This window comes from Marinobacter litoralis, assembly GCF_003336705.1.
Classification (GTDB): Bacteria; Pseudomonadota; Gammaproteobacteria; order Pseudomonadales; family Oleiphilaceae; genus Marinobacter; species Marinobacter litoralis.
Map to the genome: position 1 here is coordinate 579,331 of NZ_QMDL01000001.1, position 15,355 is coordinate 594,685.

Annotated in this window: 14 protein-coding genes; 12 read left to right on the forward strand and 2 right to left on the reverse strand. The window is 54.4% G+C overall.

The features are described 5' to 3' along the window. Positions 1-90: 90 nt before the first annotated feature. Both DOQ08_RS02680 and upp read right to left on the reverse strand, forming a co-directional pair. Positions 91-1,347, reverse strand: coding sequence for a uracil-xanthine permease family protein (locus DOQ08_RS02680; RefSeq protein WP_114333346.1), 1,257 nt, complete (start codon positions 1,345-1,347; stop codon positions 91-93). Positions 1,348-1,349: 2 nt separating this feature from the next. Then, positions 1,350-1,988, reverse strand: a complete 639-nt coding sequence (gene upp, locus DOQ08_RS02685) for a uracil phosphoribosyltransferase (RefSeq protein ID WP_114333347.1) — start codon at positions 1,986-1,988, stop codon at positions 1,350-1,352. A gap of 235 nt (positions 1,989-2,223) precedes the next feature. Here upp and flhA point away from each other — a divergent pair, with 235 nt between their 5' ends. The 12 genes from flhA to DOQ08_RS02745 all read left to right on the forward strand — a co-directional run bounded on the left by flhA (position 2,224) and on the right by DOQ08_RS02745 (position 15,253). Continuing rightward, a complete protein-coding gene (flhA, locus tag DOQ08_RS02690) occupies positions 2,224-4,395 on the forward strand; it encodes a flagellar biosynthesis protein FlhA (protein WP_114333348.1) in 2,172 nt (723 codons plus the stop codon). Between the two features lie 55 nt (positions 4,396-4,450). Further along, positions 4,451-5,788: a flagellar biosynthesis protein FlhF gene (gene flhF / locus DOQ08_RS02695; protein WP_114333349.1), complete on the forward strand. Its 1,338-nt coding sequence runs from the start codon at positions 4,451-4,453 to the stop codon at positions 5,786-5,788. 63 nt (positions 5,789-5,851) lie between these two features. After that, complete coding sequence (locus DOQ08_RS02700; RefSeq protein ID WP_114333350.1) at positions 5,852-6,664, forward strand: MinD/ParA family protein; 813 nt, start codon at positions 5,852-5,854, stop codon at positions 6,662-6,664. 30 nt (positions 6,665-6,694) lie between these two features. Next, positions 6,695-7,438: an RNA polymerase sigma factor FliA gene (locus DOQ08_RS02705; RefSeq protein ID WP_114333351.1), complete on the forward strand. Its 744-nt coding sequence runs from the start codon at positions 6,695-6,697 to the stop codon at positions 7,436-7,438. An 88-nt stretch (positions 7,439-7,526) separates the two neighbouring features. Next, the gene (gene cheY / locus DOQ08_RS02710; RefSeq protein WP_114333352.1) at positions 7,527-7,910 is read left to right on the forward strand and encodes a chemotaxis response regulator CheY; all 384 of its coding nucleotides are present in this window, start codon (positions 7,527-7,529) and stop codon (positions 7,908-7,910) included. A gap of 20 nt (positions 7,911-7,930) precedes the next feature. Next, positions 7,931-8,716, forward strand: a complete 786-nt coding sequence (locus DOQ08_RS02715; RefSeq protein ID WP_114333353.1) for a protein phosphatase CheZ — start codon at positions 7,931-7,933, stop codon at positions 8,714-8,716. Positions 8,717-8,735: 19 nt separating this feature from the next. Further along, positions 8,736-10,829 carry a chemotaxis protein CheA gene (locus DOQ08_RS02720; protein ID WP_114333354.1) on the forward strand — a complete coding sequence of 698 codons (2,094 nt, stop codon included), beginning with the start codon at positions 8,736-8,738 and terminating at the stop codon, positions 10,827-10,829. Between the two features lie 23 nt (positions 10,830-10,852). After that, complete coding sequence (locus DOQ08_RS02725) at positions 10,853-11,998, forward strand: protein-glutamate methylesterase/protein-glutamine glutaminase (protein WP_114333355.1); 1,146 nt, start codon at positions 10,853-10,855, stop codon at positions 11,996-11,998. Continuing rightward, a complete protein-coding gene (locus DOQ08_RS02730) occupies positions 11,998-12,735 on the forward strand; it encodes a flagellar motor protein (protein WP_114333356.1) in 738 nt (245 codons plus the stop codon). Before DOQ08_RS02725 ends, DOQ08_RS02730 begins: the two co-directional genes overlap by 1 nt. A gap of 27 nt (positions 12,736-12,762) precedes the next feature. Then, a complete protein-coding gene (gene motD, locus DOQ08_RS02735; protein ID WP_114333357.1) occupies positions 12,763-13,545 on the forward strand; it encodes a flagellar motor protein MotD in 783 nt (260 codons plus the stop codon). A gap of 183 nt (positions 13,546-13,728) precedes the next feature. Further along, the gene (locus tag DOQ08_RS02740) at positions 13,729-14,526 is read left to right on the forward strand and encodes a ParA family protein (RefSeq protein WP_114333358.1); all 798 of its coding nucleotides are present in this window, start codon (positions 13,729-13,731) and stop codon (positions 14,524-14,526) included. Then, positions 14,519-15,253: a chemotaxis protein CheW gene (locus tag DOQ08_RS02745; RefSeq protein ID WP_114333359.1), complete on the forward strand. Its 735-nt coding sequence runs from the start codon at positions 14,519-14,521 to the stop codon at positions 15,251-15,253. The genes DOQ08_RS02740 and DOQ08_RS02745 overlap by 8 nt, the downstream gene beginning before the upstream one ends. Positions 15,254-15,355 lie beyond the last annotated feature (102 nt).

Sequence of the window (15,355 nt, forward strand, 5' to 3'; positions counted from 1 at the left end):
TTTTCTCAGGCCATCCTTGGCCTTCGATATTTTTGGGAGGCCGACCCAACACTCCACTGCGTACTTAGCCAGTAGAGGAACTAATGCCGTTTATTCTGCGGTGCCTTCCTGAATCCGTGTGCCCCAGGCTTCTTTTTCGCCGGGCAGGACCAGGTTCAAGACAATCGCGACGACTGCGCACAGGGCAATGCCTTCCAGTGTTCCCAGCACCATGTTTCCGATGCCGAAGACCAGGGTCACGCCCACGATAACCAGGTTACGGGACTGGGACAGGTCTACCTGGTGGCGGATCAGGGTGTTCAGGCCGACCACGGCGATGGAGCCGAACAGCAGGCACAGGATGCCACCCATGACGGGAACCGGGATGGTTTGCAGGGCAGCGCCGAATTTGCCGACGAAGGCCAGCACGATGGCTGTGGCTGCGGCCCACCACATCACTTTCGGGTTGAAGTTGCGGGTGAGCATGACGGCACCGGTCACTTCGGAGTATGTGGTGTTTGGTGGTCCGCCCAGCATGGAGGCGGCGCTGGTGGCCAGGCCGTCGCCAAGCAGGGTGCGATGCAGGCCGGGTTTTTCGAGGTAGTTTTTGCGGGTGACGTTGCCGATGGCCAGTACGTCGCCGATGTGTTCGATAGCCGGTGCGATGGCAACCGGGATCATGAACAGGATAGCGCTCCAGCTGAAGGCGGGGGCGACGAAGTTCGGCACGGCAAACCAGGCGGCTTCCTGGATGGCGGTGGTGTCAACGATGCCGGCGAAGGCGGAGAGGATGTAGCCCACGATAATGCCGATCATGATCGGGATCAGGCGGAAGATGCCTTTGGCCCAGACGGTCATGATGATGGTTACCAGCAATGAGATCATCGCGATCATCAGTGCGGTGTCTTCCGGCACGAGTTGGGCGGCACCATCACCAGTGCGGCCAGAGGCCATGTGCACGGCAACGGGTGCCAGGCCTAAGCCGATGGTCATGATCACCGGTGCGATCACCACCGGCGGCAGCAGGCGTGTGACGAAGCCGGTTCCGCGCATGCGGATGACGCCGGAGAGGATGATGTAGAGGATACCAGCCGCCATCAGGCCGCCCAGTGTTTCTTGCAGGCCGAACTGGCTTTTGGCTGCCATGATCGGGGCAATGAAGGCGAAGGAGGAGGCCAGGAAGATGGGGATCTGACCGCCTGTCACTATGTGGAAGATCAGTGTGCCGATACCGGCTGTGAACAGCGCGACGTTCGGGTCAAGTCCGGTGATCAGTGGCATCAGTACCAGCGCGCCAAAGGCGACCAGTAGCATTTGCGACCCGGCTATGGCCTGTTTCCAGGTTGAGTCAGTCGTGATGTCCTGCATTCTTAAACATCCTTCTGTTTGGTGCCGAAGATTTTGTCTCCCGCATCGCCGAGCCCTGGCAGGATGTAGCCTTTTTCGTTCAGGCAGTCATCAACAGAGGCTGTGTAGATGGAAACGTCCGGGTGTTTCTCCAGAACTTTTTCGATGCCTTCCGGTGCGGCAACCAAGACCAGTGCGCGGATTTCGGTGCTACCGGCCTGTTTGAGTAGGTCGATGGTGGAGATCATGGATCCGCCGGTCGCCAGCATTGGGTCGATGATCAGCGCGGTACGTTGGTCCAGTTCGCCCACCAGTTTTTCCAGATAGGTTTCCGCTTCAAGTGTGTCTTCGTTACGGATCTGACCAACCACGCTGACTCGGGCCACAGGAATCAGGCTGAGTACGCCATCCAGCATGCCCAAGCCTGCTCGTAGGATCGGGACAATGGTGATCTTTTTGCCGTGTATTTGCTCTACCGTTACCGGCCCGGCCCAGCCGTCGATGGTTTCTTCTTGCAGAGTGAAATCTTTAGTCGCTTCGTAGGTCAGTAGCGCGCCAACTTCTTGAGCCAGTTCACGAAAATTTTTGGTGCTGATGTCTGAGCGGCGCATCAGGCCGAGCTTGTGTTGGATCAGTGGGTGCTTCACTTCGTGGATAGGCATCGGGGTCACCTGTGGGTTCGGATTTTCTGGCTTGGATTTTGATCAGTCAAACGGCGAAAGGATACCGTATCCAGGCGCTCACGTCAGGCGATCTGTTACCGGGAATTCATAAAATTTATAGGGGATGGTACAGATCTTGCGACACGGTATTCATGCAGGGGTGCCGCGTCAGAATTTCGACCCGGCGGGCACCTCAAATGGCCTCAAAGTACAGTGATCCGGAGAAGCAGGCAGTATGGACAGAGCGTTCGTTCTGAATAACGTCAAAACTCTGACGCGAGGGAATCTTGGCGTTCCGATCATGCTGATGGGGTTGTTGGGCATGATGATTCTGCCCATGCCTGCTTTTTTGCTCGACGTGTTCTTCACGTTCAACATCACACTGTCGATCGTGATTCTGTTGGTGTGTGTGTATGCGCTCCGGCCAATGGAGTTTGCGGCTTTCCCGACCGTGTTGTTGGTGGCTACGTTGCTCCGATTAGGTTTGAACGTGGCTTCCACCCGGATTGTTCTTCTTAATGGCCACGAAGGCGGTGACGCTGCTGGTAAGGTGATCGAATCCTTTGGTGAGGTGTTGATTGGTGGTAACTACGCCGTCGGTTTGGTGGTGTTCGCGATTCTGATGATCATTAACTTTCTGGTGGTCACCAAAGGTGCGGGCCGGGTATCCGAAGTCAGTGCGCGTTTTACTTTGGATGCCATGCCGGGTAAGCAAATGGCCATCGATGCAGATTTGAACGCTGGTTTGGTGAACCAGGAAGAGGCCAAGGCCCGGCGTTCAGAAATTGCTCAAGAGGCCGACTTTTACGGCTCCATGGACGGTGCGTCTAAGTTTGTGAAAGGCGATGCAGTCGCCGGCTTGCTGATTCTGGCCATCAATATCATTGGTGGTGTGGCTATTGGTATGGTCCAGCACGGTCTCGATTTTTCGCTGGCGATGGAGCGTTACGCCTTGCTGACCATTGGTGATGGTCTGGTCGCTCAGATTCCGTCGCTGCTGTTGTCGACCGCAGCCGCCATCATGGTGACACGAGTGACCTCCAGCCAAGATATGGGTGGGCAGATTCTTCAGCAGATGTTCAGTGCACCCAAAGTGCTGGGGATTGCTGCAGGTATTTTGATTTTGCTGGGCTTGATTCCGGGAATGCCGCATGTGGCTTTTTTGGGGCTGGGTTCGCTGGCCGCTGCAGCTGCTTGGTTCATCTGGAAAAAGCAGAGACAAACGGTTGAGGAAGAAGGCGTGTTTGCTGGGCGGGGTGGTATGCCCGGTGCGGTGCCTCGCCAAGGCGGCGAAGTTATTCCGGATCGCGGTGGTGACGGGCAGGCTCTGCCGCCGCCCGGCGAGACGCGGGAATTGGGTTGGGATGATGTCGCCACAGTGGATATTGTCGGGCTGGAAGTGGGCTATCGCCTGATACCTTTGGTGGACAAATCGCAGGGTGGCCAGTTGCTCAGCCGTATTAAGGGTGTTCGGAAAAAATTGTCTCAAGACATGGGTTTTCTGATGCCCTCGGTGCACATCCGGGACAATCTGGACCTGATGCCGAATGTGTATCGAGTGACTCTGATGGGTGTCACCATTGCGGAAGCCGAGATCCATCCCGAGCGGGAGTTGGCCATTGACCCGGGGCAGGTGTTCGGGAAAGTTGAGGGTATTGCGGGGAAAGATCCCGCATTTGGTTTGGATGCCATCTGGATTGAGCCGGAGCAAAAAGATCAGGCCCAAACCTTGGGTTATACAGTGGTGGACGCCAGTACGGTGGTGGCTACCCACCTGAATCAGATTCTCCAGAAGCATGCCCACGAGCTGATTGGCCACGATGAAGCGCAAAAGTGGCTGGATCAGCTGGAGAAAATTTCGCCCAAGCTGGCGGAAGAGTTGGTACCCACCACAATCTCGATCAGCATCTTGCTCAAGGTGCTGCAGAATCTGTTGAAAGAAGAAGTGCCGGTCCGTGACATGCGCTCGATTGCCGAGGCCATCGTCAACGTTCATCCGAAGAGTCAGGACCCGAAACTGCTGACCACGTTGGCCCGTCAGTCGCTGCGCCGAATGATTGTGCAGAGCATTTGCGGTAACGATGCCGAGATTCCTGTGATTACTCTGGATCCGGACTTGGAACAGATGTTGCTTAAGTCTGTTCAGCAGAGTCAACAATCCGGCGGACAGGATGATATTGGCATGGTGCTAGAGCCCAACATGGTGGAAAAGCTGCAACGCTCGCTGCAAGACAGCGTGCAGCGGCAAGAAATGTTAGGCAAACCAGCCATTCTTTTGGTTTCCGGGCCGTTGCGGCCTGGATTGGCGAAGTTTGCCAGCTACGGTGTAGAGCGCTTGCACGTGCTTTCTTACCAAGAGATACCGGATAACAAACAGATTACGATCGTTGCGTCTGTCGGCCAGTAGGGCAGATAAGCAGCGCGGTCAGCTGAGGTCAGCTTGGCGATAGAGGATGGAAGTTATGAAAGTTAAACGGTTTTTTGCACAGTCCATGGCCGAGGCCCTAAAGCAGGTCAGTCACGAAATGGGGCCGGATGCCGTTATTTTGTCCAATCGCCGGGTGGATGGGGGCGTCGAAATTGTGACGGCTCTGGATTATGACGAAAACATGGCTCGGCAAAGCTTGGGTGCGAAAGCGGCAGAAGCCACCAATGGGTCCCGTTTGGCTGAAATGCAGGCTGATCAGCATCGTCGCCTGGAAGATGAACTTAGCCGAACTCGCAGTCGGATCCAGGATGTTCGTGAGAAACGAGCCGCGGTGGGTGCCCGCTATCCTCAAGTACCGCTGAACAGTGATTCGGACATGAGTTGGGGTGGCAGAGAAAATGTTGTGGAGGGCCAAGAGTCTGAAACGCCTGCTTCACATCGTGCACAAGGCTACTCAGACGAATTGGCCGCAATGAAAGCCGAGATCAGTTCGCTGCGCGAGTTGATGGGGGCACAATCGGCAGCTGTTGCTGGTTCGAATGAGCCTGCCGAGGGTAATGCCAAGAATGCTGTGCAGCAATTGTTGAGCGAGCGCTTGCAAGAGTTTGGGTTGAGTTCTGAATTGGCGGCATCCGTTTCTCGGCAGCACCGCAATGGCCGATTGGAAGAGGGCTGGAAAACATCGTTGAAAATGGTCGCCACCGGCGTTCGGACCGGACGGGAGGATTGGCTGGAATCTGGAGGCGTTTACGCTCTGGTTGGGCCGACCGGTTCCGGAAAAACAACAACAATCGGTAAACTGGCCGCCCGATACGTATTGGAACACGGGGCCGACAGTTTGGCCTTGGTTACCACGGACCGCTATCGGGTCGCCGCTCACGAACAGTTGTTTGTGTTCGGTCGAATTCTGAACGTGCCTGTGCGAGTGGTCGATGAAAGCCACTCTCTGGATGACATTCTGGACGAGCTTTCCGATCGCCATCTTGTGCTGATAGATACTGCCGGGCTGACCAGTGCGGACCGGGGTTATCAGGAGCAGCTGGCGGAGTTGGTTCGCAGCGATCACAATATTCATACACATTTGGTGGTGTCTGCGACCAGTCAGCCGCGTATCATGAAATCCGTTTGGCATTGCTATAAGATGGCAAATCTTGCCGGCTGCATTGTGACCAAGATTGACGAAGCCCTTACCTTGGGCGAATCTCTAGGGTTTGTGATGGAAACCGGCCTTCCGGTCGCTTGGTATACCGACGGTCAAAAAATACCGGAAGATCTCCATCGGGCTGAAGCAGCTCCCTTGGTTCGTATGGGTGTTGAGCGCCTGAGAGAGATGCAGCATTCGCAGGCAACTGTTGAAGGTGCACTGGCGTAATCATTACACCAACAATCACTGGCATCGAGCCCGTTAACGACGCAGTAAGAGACAAAAAACAGTATGAGCAAACCACATCCGGTTCAGGTGATTGCGGTTTCCGGCGGTAAAGGCGGTGTCGGGAAGAGCAATGTGTCGGTCAACCTCGCGATCGCGTTGGCAGAAAAGGGCCGTCGTGTTGTCGTGCTGGATGCCGATTTGGGGTTGGGCAATCTGGATGTGTTACTGGGTGTGACGGCCAACAAGAATTTGCACGACGTTCTCAGTGGCGAGTGTGACCTGAAAGACGTGCTGGTGGATGGGCCGGGTGGTATCAAAATTGTGCCTGCTTCATCCGGCACCCAGCGTATGACTCAACTCAGCCCCATGGAACATGCGGGCTTGATTAATGCGTTCAGTGAGTTGGGTGATCAGATCGACGTTCTGATTGTCGATACTGCTGCCGGTATTTCCGAGTCTGTTGTGAGTTTCCTCCGGGCGGCGCAGGAGTTGTTGTTGGTGGTGTGCGACGAACCAACCTCGATCACGGACGTATACGCGCTGATCAAACTAATGAATCGTGATTACGGAACAGATCGTTTCAGGGTGCTTGCCAATCAGGTTCGAAGCGAGGAAGAAGGAAAGCATTTGTTCGAAAAGTTGACGCGAGTTACCGAGCGTTTTCTGGATGTGGCGTTACAATATGTGGGTATCGTGCCTTATGACGAAGCGGTCAAGAAAGCCGTTCAGCGCCAGCGTGCTGTTCTGGAGGCATACCCTCGGGCGAAAGCATCTATTGCTGTGCGAGCATTGGCAGATAAAGTGGACAGTTGGCCGCTGCCATCTTCTCCTCGAGGCCATCTGGAGTTCTTCGTGGAGCGGCTCGTCGAAGTCTGATCTGAATCCAGTCCAATAAAAGCCGGATACATGACATTGACGAAGAATCTGGGAATATATCAGCAAGCGGGCGCACCCAACACTTCGAATTTGATCGAAGATCACGCGCCGCTGGTCAAAAAGATAGCCCTGCATTTGATGGCCCGTTTGCCCGCATCGGTTCAGCTTGACGATCTGATGCAGGCAGGAATGATCGGCTTGCTTGAAGCTGCTCAGCGTTATTCTGCGGGCAAGGGCGCAACCTTCGAAACCTATGCGGGCATTCGTATTCGGGGCGCGATGGTTGATGAAATCCGAAAAGGCGACTGGGTGCCTCGTTCAGTGCACCGCAATGCCCGCCGAATCTCCGCCGCAATCAAAATAATTGAAGACCGAAACGGCCGGGAAGCTCAGGATGCCGAGGTGGCGGAAGAGCTCGGTATTGATTTGTCGGAATATCACTCGTCCCTGGCGGATGCTAACAGTGGTCGGTTATTTAGTCTGGATGAGCTCAATGAATCCGGTGAGCTGCCGTTAGAAGAACTAGAAGCCAGTGATAATCCTCTGGATGGTATTTCGGCCGGCGCTTTTCAGCGCAGTTTGGCCGAGGCGATTGAAGCGCTTCCAGAGAAAGAAAAGTTAGTCTTGAGTTTGTATTATCAGGAAGAATTGAATCTTAAGGAAATCGGAGCCGTGCTCGGGGTCAGCGAAAGCCGAGTCAGCCAGATTCACAGTCAGGCGGCTTTGCGCCTGCGGGGCCGGTTGTCAGATTGGCGGGAAAACAGCGACAACTGACCGACTGGCGCCCTGAAAAGAATCTTACACAACCTGTCGGATATCAGCAGGTTGACCTACATCCGGGTGTTATTTACTGGAGGTCCCTTTGGACAAGAACATGAAAATACTCATTGTGGACGACTTCTCCACAATGCGAAGAATCATCAAAAACCTTCTGCGTGACTTGGGTTTTACCAATACCGATGAGGCCGATGATGGCAACACGGCGCTGCCGATGCTGAAGAATGGCCACTACGATTTTCTGGTAACCGACTGGAACATGCCCGGTATGTCAGGTTTTGATCTTCTGAAAGCGGTTCGTGCTGATGAAAGCCTCAAGAATCTGCCGGTACTGATGGTGACTGCTGAAGCCAAGCGTGACCAGATTGTCGCTGCGGCTCAAGCGGGCGTGAATGGATACGTTGTGAAGCCGTTTACTGCCGCTGTTCTTAAAGAAAAAATCGAGAAGATTTTTGAACGTATTCAGTAACCAAAGGTCGGGTAGCTCGCATGAGTGACAGCAAACACACCCAACGGGGTCTCGATCCGGAGGTCACAGAAAAGCTGCAGGAGCAGACCTCGCGATTGGTTGAGAGCGTCAACGGCGGTGACTTCGCACAGGCGATGACCATCATCAACGAGCTAAGTGAAGTTCGTGACCAAAGCCTGTACCAGGAAGTGGGGCGGCTGACCCGGAGTCTGCACGAGGCAATCCGCAACTTTCAGATCGATCCGCGGAATGCGGAGCAGAAAGAAGCCCTTTCGAAAATGTCCGATGCCTCGGATCGTTTAGCCTATGTGGTTCAAATGACCGGCCAGGCTGCTAACCGCACCATGGATCTGGTTGAGGAAAGCATGCCCGTGGCCCATGCCATTCGTGATGAGGCGGTGAGTCTGAAGGACGAATGGGAACGCTTGCGTCGTCGCGAGATTGAGCCCGCCGAGTTCCGCGAGCTGTACGCAAGGATCGATTCTTTTTTCGGAACCTTGGGTAACGACTCGGACAACCTGTATAAAAATCTCTCTGAAATTCTTCTGGCTCAGGATTTTCAGGATCTCACCGGGCAGGTGATTCAAAAAGTCACCGCGCTGGTGAAAGAAGTTGAAGAGAATCTGTTGGGCTTGGTGGTCATGGCCAGTCATGTTGACCAGTTGACAGGCACAGTTCATCAGATTGAAGAAAAAGAAGAATCGGCCGAAAAGGGAGTAGGTCCACAAATCAAAGCCGCTGAGCGAGACGATGTAGTCTCGGGACAAGACGGCGTTGACGACCTGCTATCCAGTCTCGGTTTCTGAATGACAAAGAGGGTTACCCATGGCGTTTGATGCCGATGAAGAGATTCTTCAGGACTTCTTGATCGAAGCCGGCGAGATTCTCGAAAAGCTGTCGGAGCAGTTAGTCGATCTGGAACAGCATCCAGACGACAGTGATCTGCTTAACGCCATATTCCGCGGATTTCATACGGTAAAAGGTGGTGCCGGATTCCTGCAATTGGACCCGCTGGTCAATTGCTGCCATTCCGCAGAAAACGTGTTCGATATCTTGCGTAACCACAAGCGCAAAGTCACGCCCGAGTTAATGGACGTTGTGCTGCAGGCCCTCGACAACGTCAACGCCATGTTCGAAGAAGTGCGGAATCGTGAAGAGCTGACGCCGGCGCCAGCCAGTCTGATTGCGGCTTTGGATGCCTTGGCGATCCCGGAATCCGAAACGCCAGCGCCGCCACCGGCTCAGTCGTCGAATGAGGTTTTGGCACCAGAGCCTCAGGATCAAGGCGATATTACCGACGAAGAGTTCGAAAAGTTGCTTGACGCAATTGCGGACGACAAAGCCGGAGCGTCAGCTCAGCCGGAGTCTTCTGAACAGACGCCTGAATCTGTTTCTGACGTAGGCGGCGGTGACGAAATTACCGATGACGAATTTGAAGCTTTGTTGGATCAGCTTCACGGTAAAGGCAAGTTTGCTGCTCCCGATGCCGCTGAAACGGAAAGCTCCGGAAACGTCTCGGGCGACCAAACCACTGGCGACGAAAGTTCAGACCTGATCACTGACGATGAATTTGAACGTCTGCTGGATGAGCTCCATGGCAAAGGTGCAGGCCCCGGCGTGCAGCCCGAGCAGAGTCAGGGGGCTAAGCCCGATACCAGTGCTTCGCCAGAACCCGCGCCGGAGCCGGTTGTTAAAGCAGAACCCAAGCCCGCACCTGCGCCTAAAACTTCAGCGCCGGCCCGAGAGTCCGCTCCCGTGGGCGAAACCACCGTTCGGGTTGATACCAAGCGCCTGGATGACATCATGAATATGGTGGGTGAGCTGGTATTGGTTCGAAACCGACTGCAGCGTTTGGGTTCGCAAAGTGAAGACGAACACATGCACAAGGCCGTCGCCAATTTGGACGTGGTGACCACCGATTTGCAGGCTGCGGTGATGCAAACCCGCATGCAGCCCATTAAGAAGGTCTTTGGCCGTTTTCCTCGGGTGGTACGCGATCTTGCGCGTAACCTGAAGAAAGAGGTCAACCTTGTCATGCATGGTGAAGAGACCGATCTGGATAAGAACCTGGTAGAAGCGCTCGCGGATCCATTGGTCCATCTGGTTCGTAATTCCGTTGACCACGGCATCGAAGCGCCGGATGTCCGGGAAGGCGCAGGCAAATCCCGAGCCGGTACGGTCACCTTGTCGGCGCAACAGGAAGGCGATCACATCTTGCTGTCCATTGCCGATGATGGCGGTGGAATGGACCCGGATGTACTGCGCCGGAAGGCGGTCGAAAAGGGGTTGTATGACCAGGATGCAGCGGATCGTTTGACCGACAACGAATGCTTCAACCTTATTTTTGCCGCTGGTTTTTCCACCAAAGAGCAGATCTCTGACGTATCTGGCCGCGGCGTCGGCATGGACGTGGTCAAAAACCGGATTTCTCAGCTGAACGGCCAGATCGCCATTGAGTCGGAGCTGGGTAAAGGCACGAAAATCATTATCAAGGTGCCGCTCACACTGGCCATCATGCCAACCCTGATGATCATGCTGGGCGAGCAATCGTTTGCGTTGCCTTTGGTAAACGTTGTGGAGATTTTCCACCTGGATCTGACCAAAACCAATATGGTGGACGGGCGCGAATGCATTGTGGTTCGGGATAAAGTGTTTCCTCTGTTTCATATCAAACGCTGGCTTGTTCACGGTGAAGAGTCCCGAAAAGATGTCGCCAATGCCCATGTGGTGATCGTGGCGATGGGCACCAAGCAGGTTGGCTTTGTGGTTGACCAGCTGGTCGGGCAGGAAGAAGTGGTCATAAAGCCTTTGGGACGCGCGCTTCAGGGCACGCCGGGTATGGCGGGAGCAACCATTACGGGTGATGGCCGCATTGCCTTGATTATTGACGTGCCCAGTTTGCTTCAGCACTACGGGTGATTCCGGGCGTTTAGGAGAAAGGGATGACAGTTTCTGTCCTGGTGGTTGATGATTCAGGTTTCTTTAGAAAAAGGCTGACGGAAATCCTGACTGCCTCGGGTCAAATCACCGTAGTCGGGGTCGCCACCAATGGCCGGGAAGGTGTTGAGCTGGCTGAAAAATTAAAGCCCGATGTAATCACCATGGACTATGAAATGCCCGTGATGGATGGCATTTCAGCGGTTCGTGAAATCATGGCCAAGCAGGCAACGCCGGTTTTGATGTTTTCCTCGCTGACCTACGAAGGCGCTCGAGTTACACTCGATGCGCTGGAAGCCGGTGCCGTAGATTTTCTTCCGAAAAATTTTGAAGAAATCGCCCGAGATACCAGCCAGCTGCAAAACGTGTTGATCAATCGCGTGCTGGATATCGCCAAAAGCCAGCCGCGTGCGCGTGCGACGATTGCGCCAGCAAAGCCGGCGACAGCGGCATCTGTGCAGCGCAAAGACGTTGCTGCCCGTACTGAACGACCGTCCTTAAGGGCCGCAGCGAATACTCCGCATCAGGCAACCGCGCCTGCCAGCCCGGCGCGGCGAAACGCAAAAAAAACACCCGCACGGCAATACAGTGCGGTGGGTATTGGCACTTCAACCGGAGGGCCCGTCGCTCTTCAGAAAGTCCTCAGTGTATTGCCGGCCAGTTTTCCAGCGCCCATCGTTCTGGTGCAGCACATGCCTGCGAGTTTTACTCCGGCATTCGCCGAACGTTTGAATAAACTGTGCAAGATTGAAGTTCGTCAGGCGGAAGACGGTGATTTTCTGCAACCGGGCCTTGCGTTGCTTGCTCCCGGCGGCAAGCAAATGATGATTGAAAATCGTGGCGGAAGAGGGCGAGTGAGGATTTTACCCGGTGACGAGCGGTTGAACTACAGGCCCTGTGTTGACGTTACCTTTGGCTCACTGGCTCGCAGTTTTCCAGGCAAAACCTTGGGGGTTATCTTGACGGGTATGGGGGCCGACGGCCGTGAAGGTTGCCGCATGATGAAACAGGGCGGGGCCGTGGTTTGGTCACAGGATGAAGAAACGTCGGTGATCTACGGCATGCCTATGGCGGTTGCGACAGCGGGGCTTTCTGATGAAGTGTTGCCGCTGAACGACGTGGGTTTACGATTGATTGAAGGCGTAAGCTAATGGATATCTTGAGCCTGCTGGGGATTATCCTCGCCTTCGTTGCCATTTTGGGTGGCAACTTGCTGGAAGGTGGTGCCGTCAGTTCGCTCTTCAACACACCTGCAGCACTGATCGTGATTGGCGGGACATTGGCGGCCACCATTCTTCAGACATCCTGGCCAACGCTGAAACGAGCCTTTGTTCAGGTGCGCTGGGTGTTTATACCTCCATACATTTCTCTGGAAGATGGTATCGGGAAAGTAGTGGATTGGAGCGTGAAAGCCCGCAAACAAGGTTTGTTAGGGCTGGAAGGACTGGCAGAGCGCGAGCCGGAGAAGTTCGCCCGGAAAGGGCTTCAGCTGTTGGTCGATGGTGCCGAGCCATCAACCATTCGCAATACCTTGGAAGTCGATCTGGAGTGCCGTGAAGAGCGGGATACCGAATCGGCCAAAGTTTACGAAGCCATGGGAGGATATTCGCCGACCATTGGTATTATTGGTGCGGTGATGGGGCTGATACAGGTGATGACCAACCTTGAAGACCCGCAATCGCTGGGCAATGGTATCGCAACCGCTTTTGTTGCCACCATATACGGTGTCGCGCTGGCCAACCTGTTGTTCTTCCCCGTTGCAAATAAGCTCCGCAGTATTGTGAGAGAGCGCACTCGCTACGAAGACATGATGATCGATGGCATCATTGCCATTGCCGAAGGTGAAAACCCCAAAACCATTGAGCTTCGGCTCCGGGGCTTTCTCTAACCCGCAGTGATCAGGAGTCGGGTTACCATGCGTCGCCGTAGATACCAGCAAGAAGATACGCACAATAAAGAACGTTGGCTGATCTCCTACGCGGACTTCATCACCTTGTTGTTCGCTTTTTTCGTGGTGATGTACTCGGTGTCTTCCGTTAACGAAGGCAAATACAAAGTGCTGTCGGAAACGTTTACCGGTGTTTTTAATGCTCCGCAGCGATCGATAAAGCCGATCGAAGTAGGGGAGCATGTGGCGGCGGTGCCCGAGCGGCAGCACGAAAATGTCATCCCCCCGGTGGTCACCGATGCGCCCGGCAACTCTGATGTCAGCGAACAAGGTAAGGTTGAAGCGCTACGAGCGATGGCCGACCAGCTGGCGATGGAGTTTGATGATTTGATTAATCAAGGTGTGGTTAGCCTTGAAACCAGTGATCACTGGATAGAGCTAAGCCTGCCAAACAGTATGTTGTTCAATAGTGGGGATGCGGAACCTCATTACGATGCCTTTGCCGTTATTGAAAAGGTTGCAAAAGTGTTGCGCGATCGGGATAACGCCGTAAAAGTTGAGGGCTTTACCGATAATCAGCCTATCCGTACCGGGCGTTATCCTTCCAACTGGGAGCTCTCGACTGCTCGGGCCTCTGCGGTTTCAAGAATGCTGGTGATGCAGGGAATTGAGCCAGAACGGCTGGCAGCCATCGGTTATGGCGAACATCAGCCCATTGCGCGAAACGACACAGAAGAAGGGCGGCGACGGAACCGCCGGGTTATCTTGTTAATTTCAAAAGAATCGAGCATTCGCGGCATTGTCCGATAGCGCAACAGGTTGTTCATGCGTATAGCCGATCTGGCACACTTTCTGTATTAACTCATCCTTATAATCAGAAACGGCAAATGCTTGCCGCTTGTAGAACGTTCATTCTTCAAGTTGCCTGCGCTGCCGCCGATATAACTGTTGAGCCGTTATTGAACGTTAGGGCTTGTAGCTGGAGTAACACGTGTGCGTATTTGGGCCGTAGCCAATCAAAAGGGTGGAGTGGGAAAAACCACCTCCGTTGTTTCACTGAGTGGATTATTAGCTCAGCGGGGCAAGCGGGTGCTTGTGGTTGACTTGGACCCCCATGGTTCGCTGACCTCATGGTTCGGTTACGACCCGGACACCATCGCCCACAGTGTATTCGATTTGTTCCAGCACCAAGGCACGGTGCCTGAAGGCTTGCCGGCTCAGTTAATTGCCGATACCAGTCATCCCGGTGTGTTCTTGCTGCCGGCAAGCACGGCCTTGGCGACGCTTGAGCGGAAAATGGTGGGCGTTGGCGGCATGGGGTTGATCATGTCGCGGGCTTTGGCGCAGCTTTGGGACGATTTTGATTACGTTCTTTTGGATAACACGCCTTCGTTGGGCGTGTTGATGGTGAATGCCTTGGCTGCGGCGCAGCATTTGGTTATTCCTGTACAAACAGAGTTTTTGGCGATCAAAGGGCTTGAGCGCATGCTGCACACACTGCAGATGGTTATGCGCTCTCAGAAGAACGAGTTGCCGTACACCATTGTGCCGACGATGTACGACCGAAGGACACAAGCCTCCGTTAAAAGTTTGAACCTGTTGCGTAAGACCTACCCGGATAACCTGTGGCGGTTTGCGGTGCCGGTGGATACCAAATTTCGTGATTCCAGTGAGAAAGGGGTGTTTCCATCCGTCCTCGATGCCAACACTCACGGCGTGAGAGCCTACAGTCATTTACTTGACGACTTGCTGGCTCAGACGGAAGCGGTAAAAGGGCAGCAGAATGGCTGACAAAAAAATGACACAGCTGACGGTTTCAGACGCGGCCATCGCCAGTTATCTGGATGAGTTGTTGCATACCGCAACGTCAACTGCTGAACAAGAGCAGCTTTTGGCCCCGGTTACCGAGGCGCTGGAGCCTGAGCCGGTATCTGTCGAACTTCCCATGACCGAAGCGCCTCAGCCGGTGGTTGAAGAGCCGGCTGAGGTGCCGGAACCCGCTCCCGAGGTTCAAAAAAAAGCGGAGCCGGTTTCCACCGTGCCGCCGGCAAGGCCGGACTGGTCAGAGCAGCCGTTCGAGTGTTTGATCTTTACGGTGGCAGGGCTTCAGTTGGCGGTGCCTTTGGTGCTACTGGGTGCTATACATAAGATTGAAGAGGAAATCCGTTCACTTCCGGGGAGTCCTGACTGGTACATGGGCATTCGCCCGGGCAGCGACGGCAATCTGCGGGTGGTGGACAGTGCACAGTGGATCATGGCGGGTCGTGTTCCAGAAAATGCCAGAGAGAACTACCGCTTCATTATCCGTCTGGATGACAGCCCCTGGGGGCTAGCCTGTGACAGTGTCGGCCAATCGTTCACGCTTGATCCCGGGCAGGTGCGATGGCGCACAGCCAGAAGTCAAAGGCCTTGGTTGGCCGGCACAGTGATTGATCATATGTGTGCGTTGATTGATGTGCGTGCAATGTCTGAGTTACTCATGCGCGCAGAGCGAGAACAACGGTTGGACCTGAGTTAATTTCGCAGTTACTGAATGAAACCGTGCAATGCTGGCACGGATTATGCCCATAACTATAGTATTGGGCGCTGATGATGATTTTTTGACGATCAGGTTGCCCGC

Coding starts and splice junctions, on each gene's coding strand:
- flhA (WP_114333348.1), top strand. CDS start 2,224: ATGGACAGAGCGTTCGTTCTGAATAACGTCAAAACTCTGACGCGAGGG.
- DOQ08_RS02745 (WP_114333359.1), top strand. CDS start 14,519: ATGGCTGACAAAAAAATGACACAGCTGACGGTTTCAGACGCGGCCATC.
- DOQ08_RS02720 (WP_114333354.1), top strand. CDS start 8,736: ATGGCGTTTGATGCCGATGAAGAGATTCTTCAGGACTTCTTGATCGAA.
- DOQ08_RS02730 (WP_114333356.1), top strand. CDS start 11,998: ATGGATATCTTGAGCCTGCTGGGGATTATCCTCGCCTTCGTTGCCATT.
- flhF (WP_114333349.1), top strand. CDS start 4,451: ATGAAAGTTAAACGGTTTTTTGCACAGTCCATGGCCGAGGCCCTAAAG.
- DOQ08_RS02715 (WP_114333353.1), top strand. CDS start 7,931: ATGAGTGACAGCAAACACACCCAACGGGGTCTCGATCCGGAGGTCACA.
- DOQ08_RS02705 (WP_114333351.1), top strand. CDS start 6,695: ATGACATTGACGAAGAATCTGGGAATATATCAGCAAGCGGGCGCACCC.
- DOQ08_RS02700 (WP_114333350.1), top strand. CDS start 5,852: ATGAGCAAACCACATCCGGTTCAGGTGATTGCGGTTTCCGGCGGTAAA.
- DOQ08_RS02725 (WP_114333355.1), top strand. CDS start 10,853: ATGACAGTTTCTGTCCTGGTGGTTGATGATTCAGGTTTCTTTAGAAAA.
- DOQ08_RS02680 (WP_114333346.1), bottom strand. CDS start 1,347: ATGCAGGACATCACGACTGACTCAACCTGGAAACAGGCCATAGCCGGG.
- motD (WP_114333357.1), top strand. CDS start 12,763: ATGCGTCGCCGTAGATACCAGCAAGAAGATACGCACAATAAAGAACGT.
- upp (WP_114333347.1), bottom strand. CDS start 1,988: ATGCCTATCCACGAAGTGAAGCACCCACTGATCCAACACAAGCTCGGC.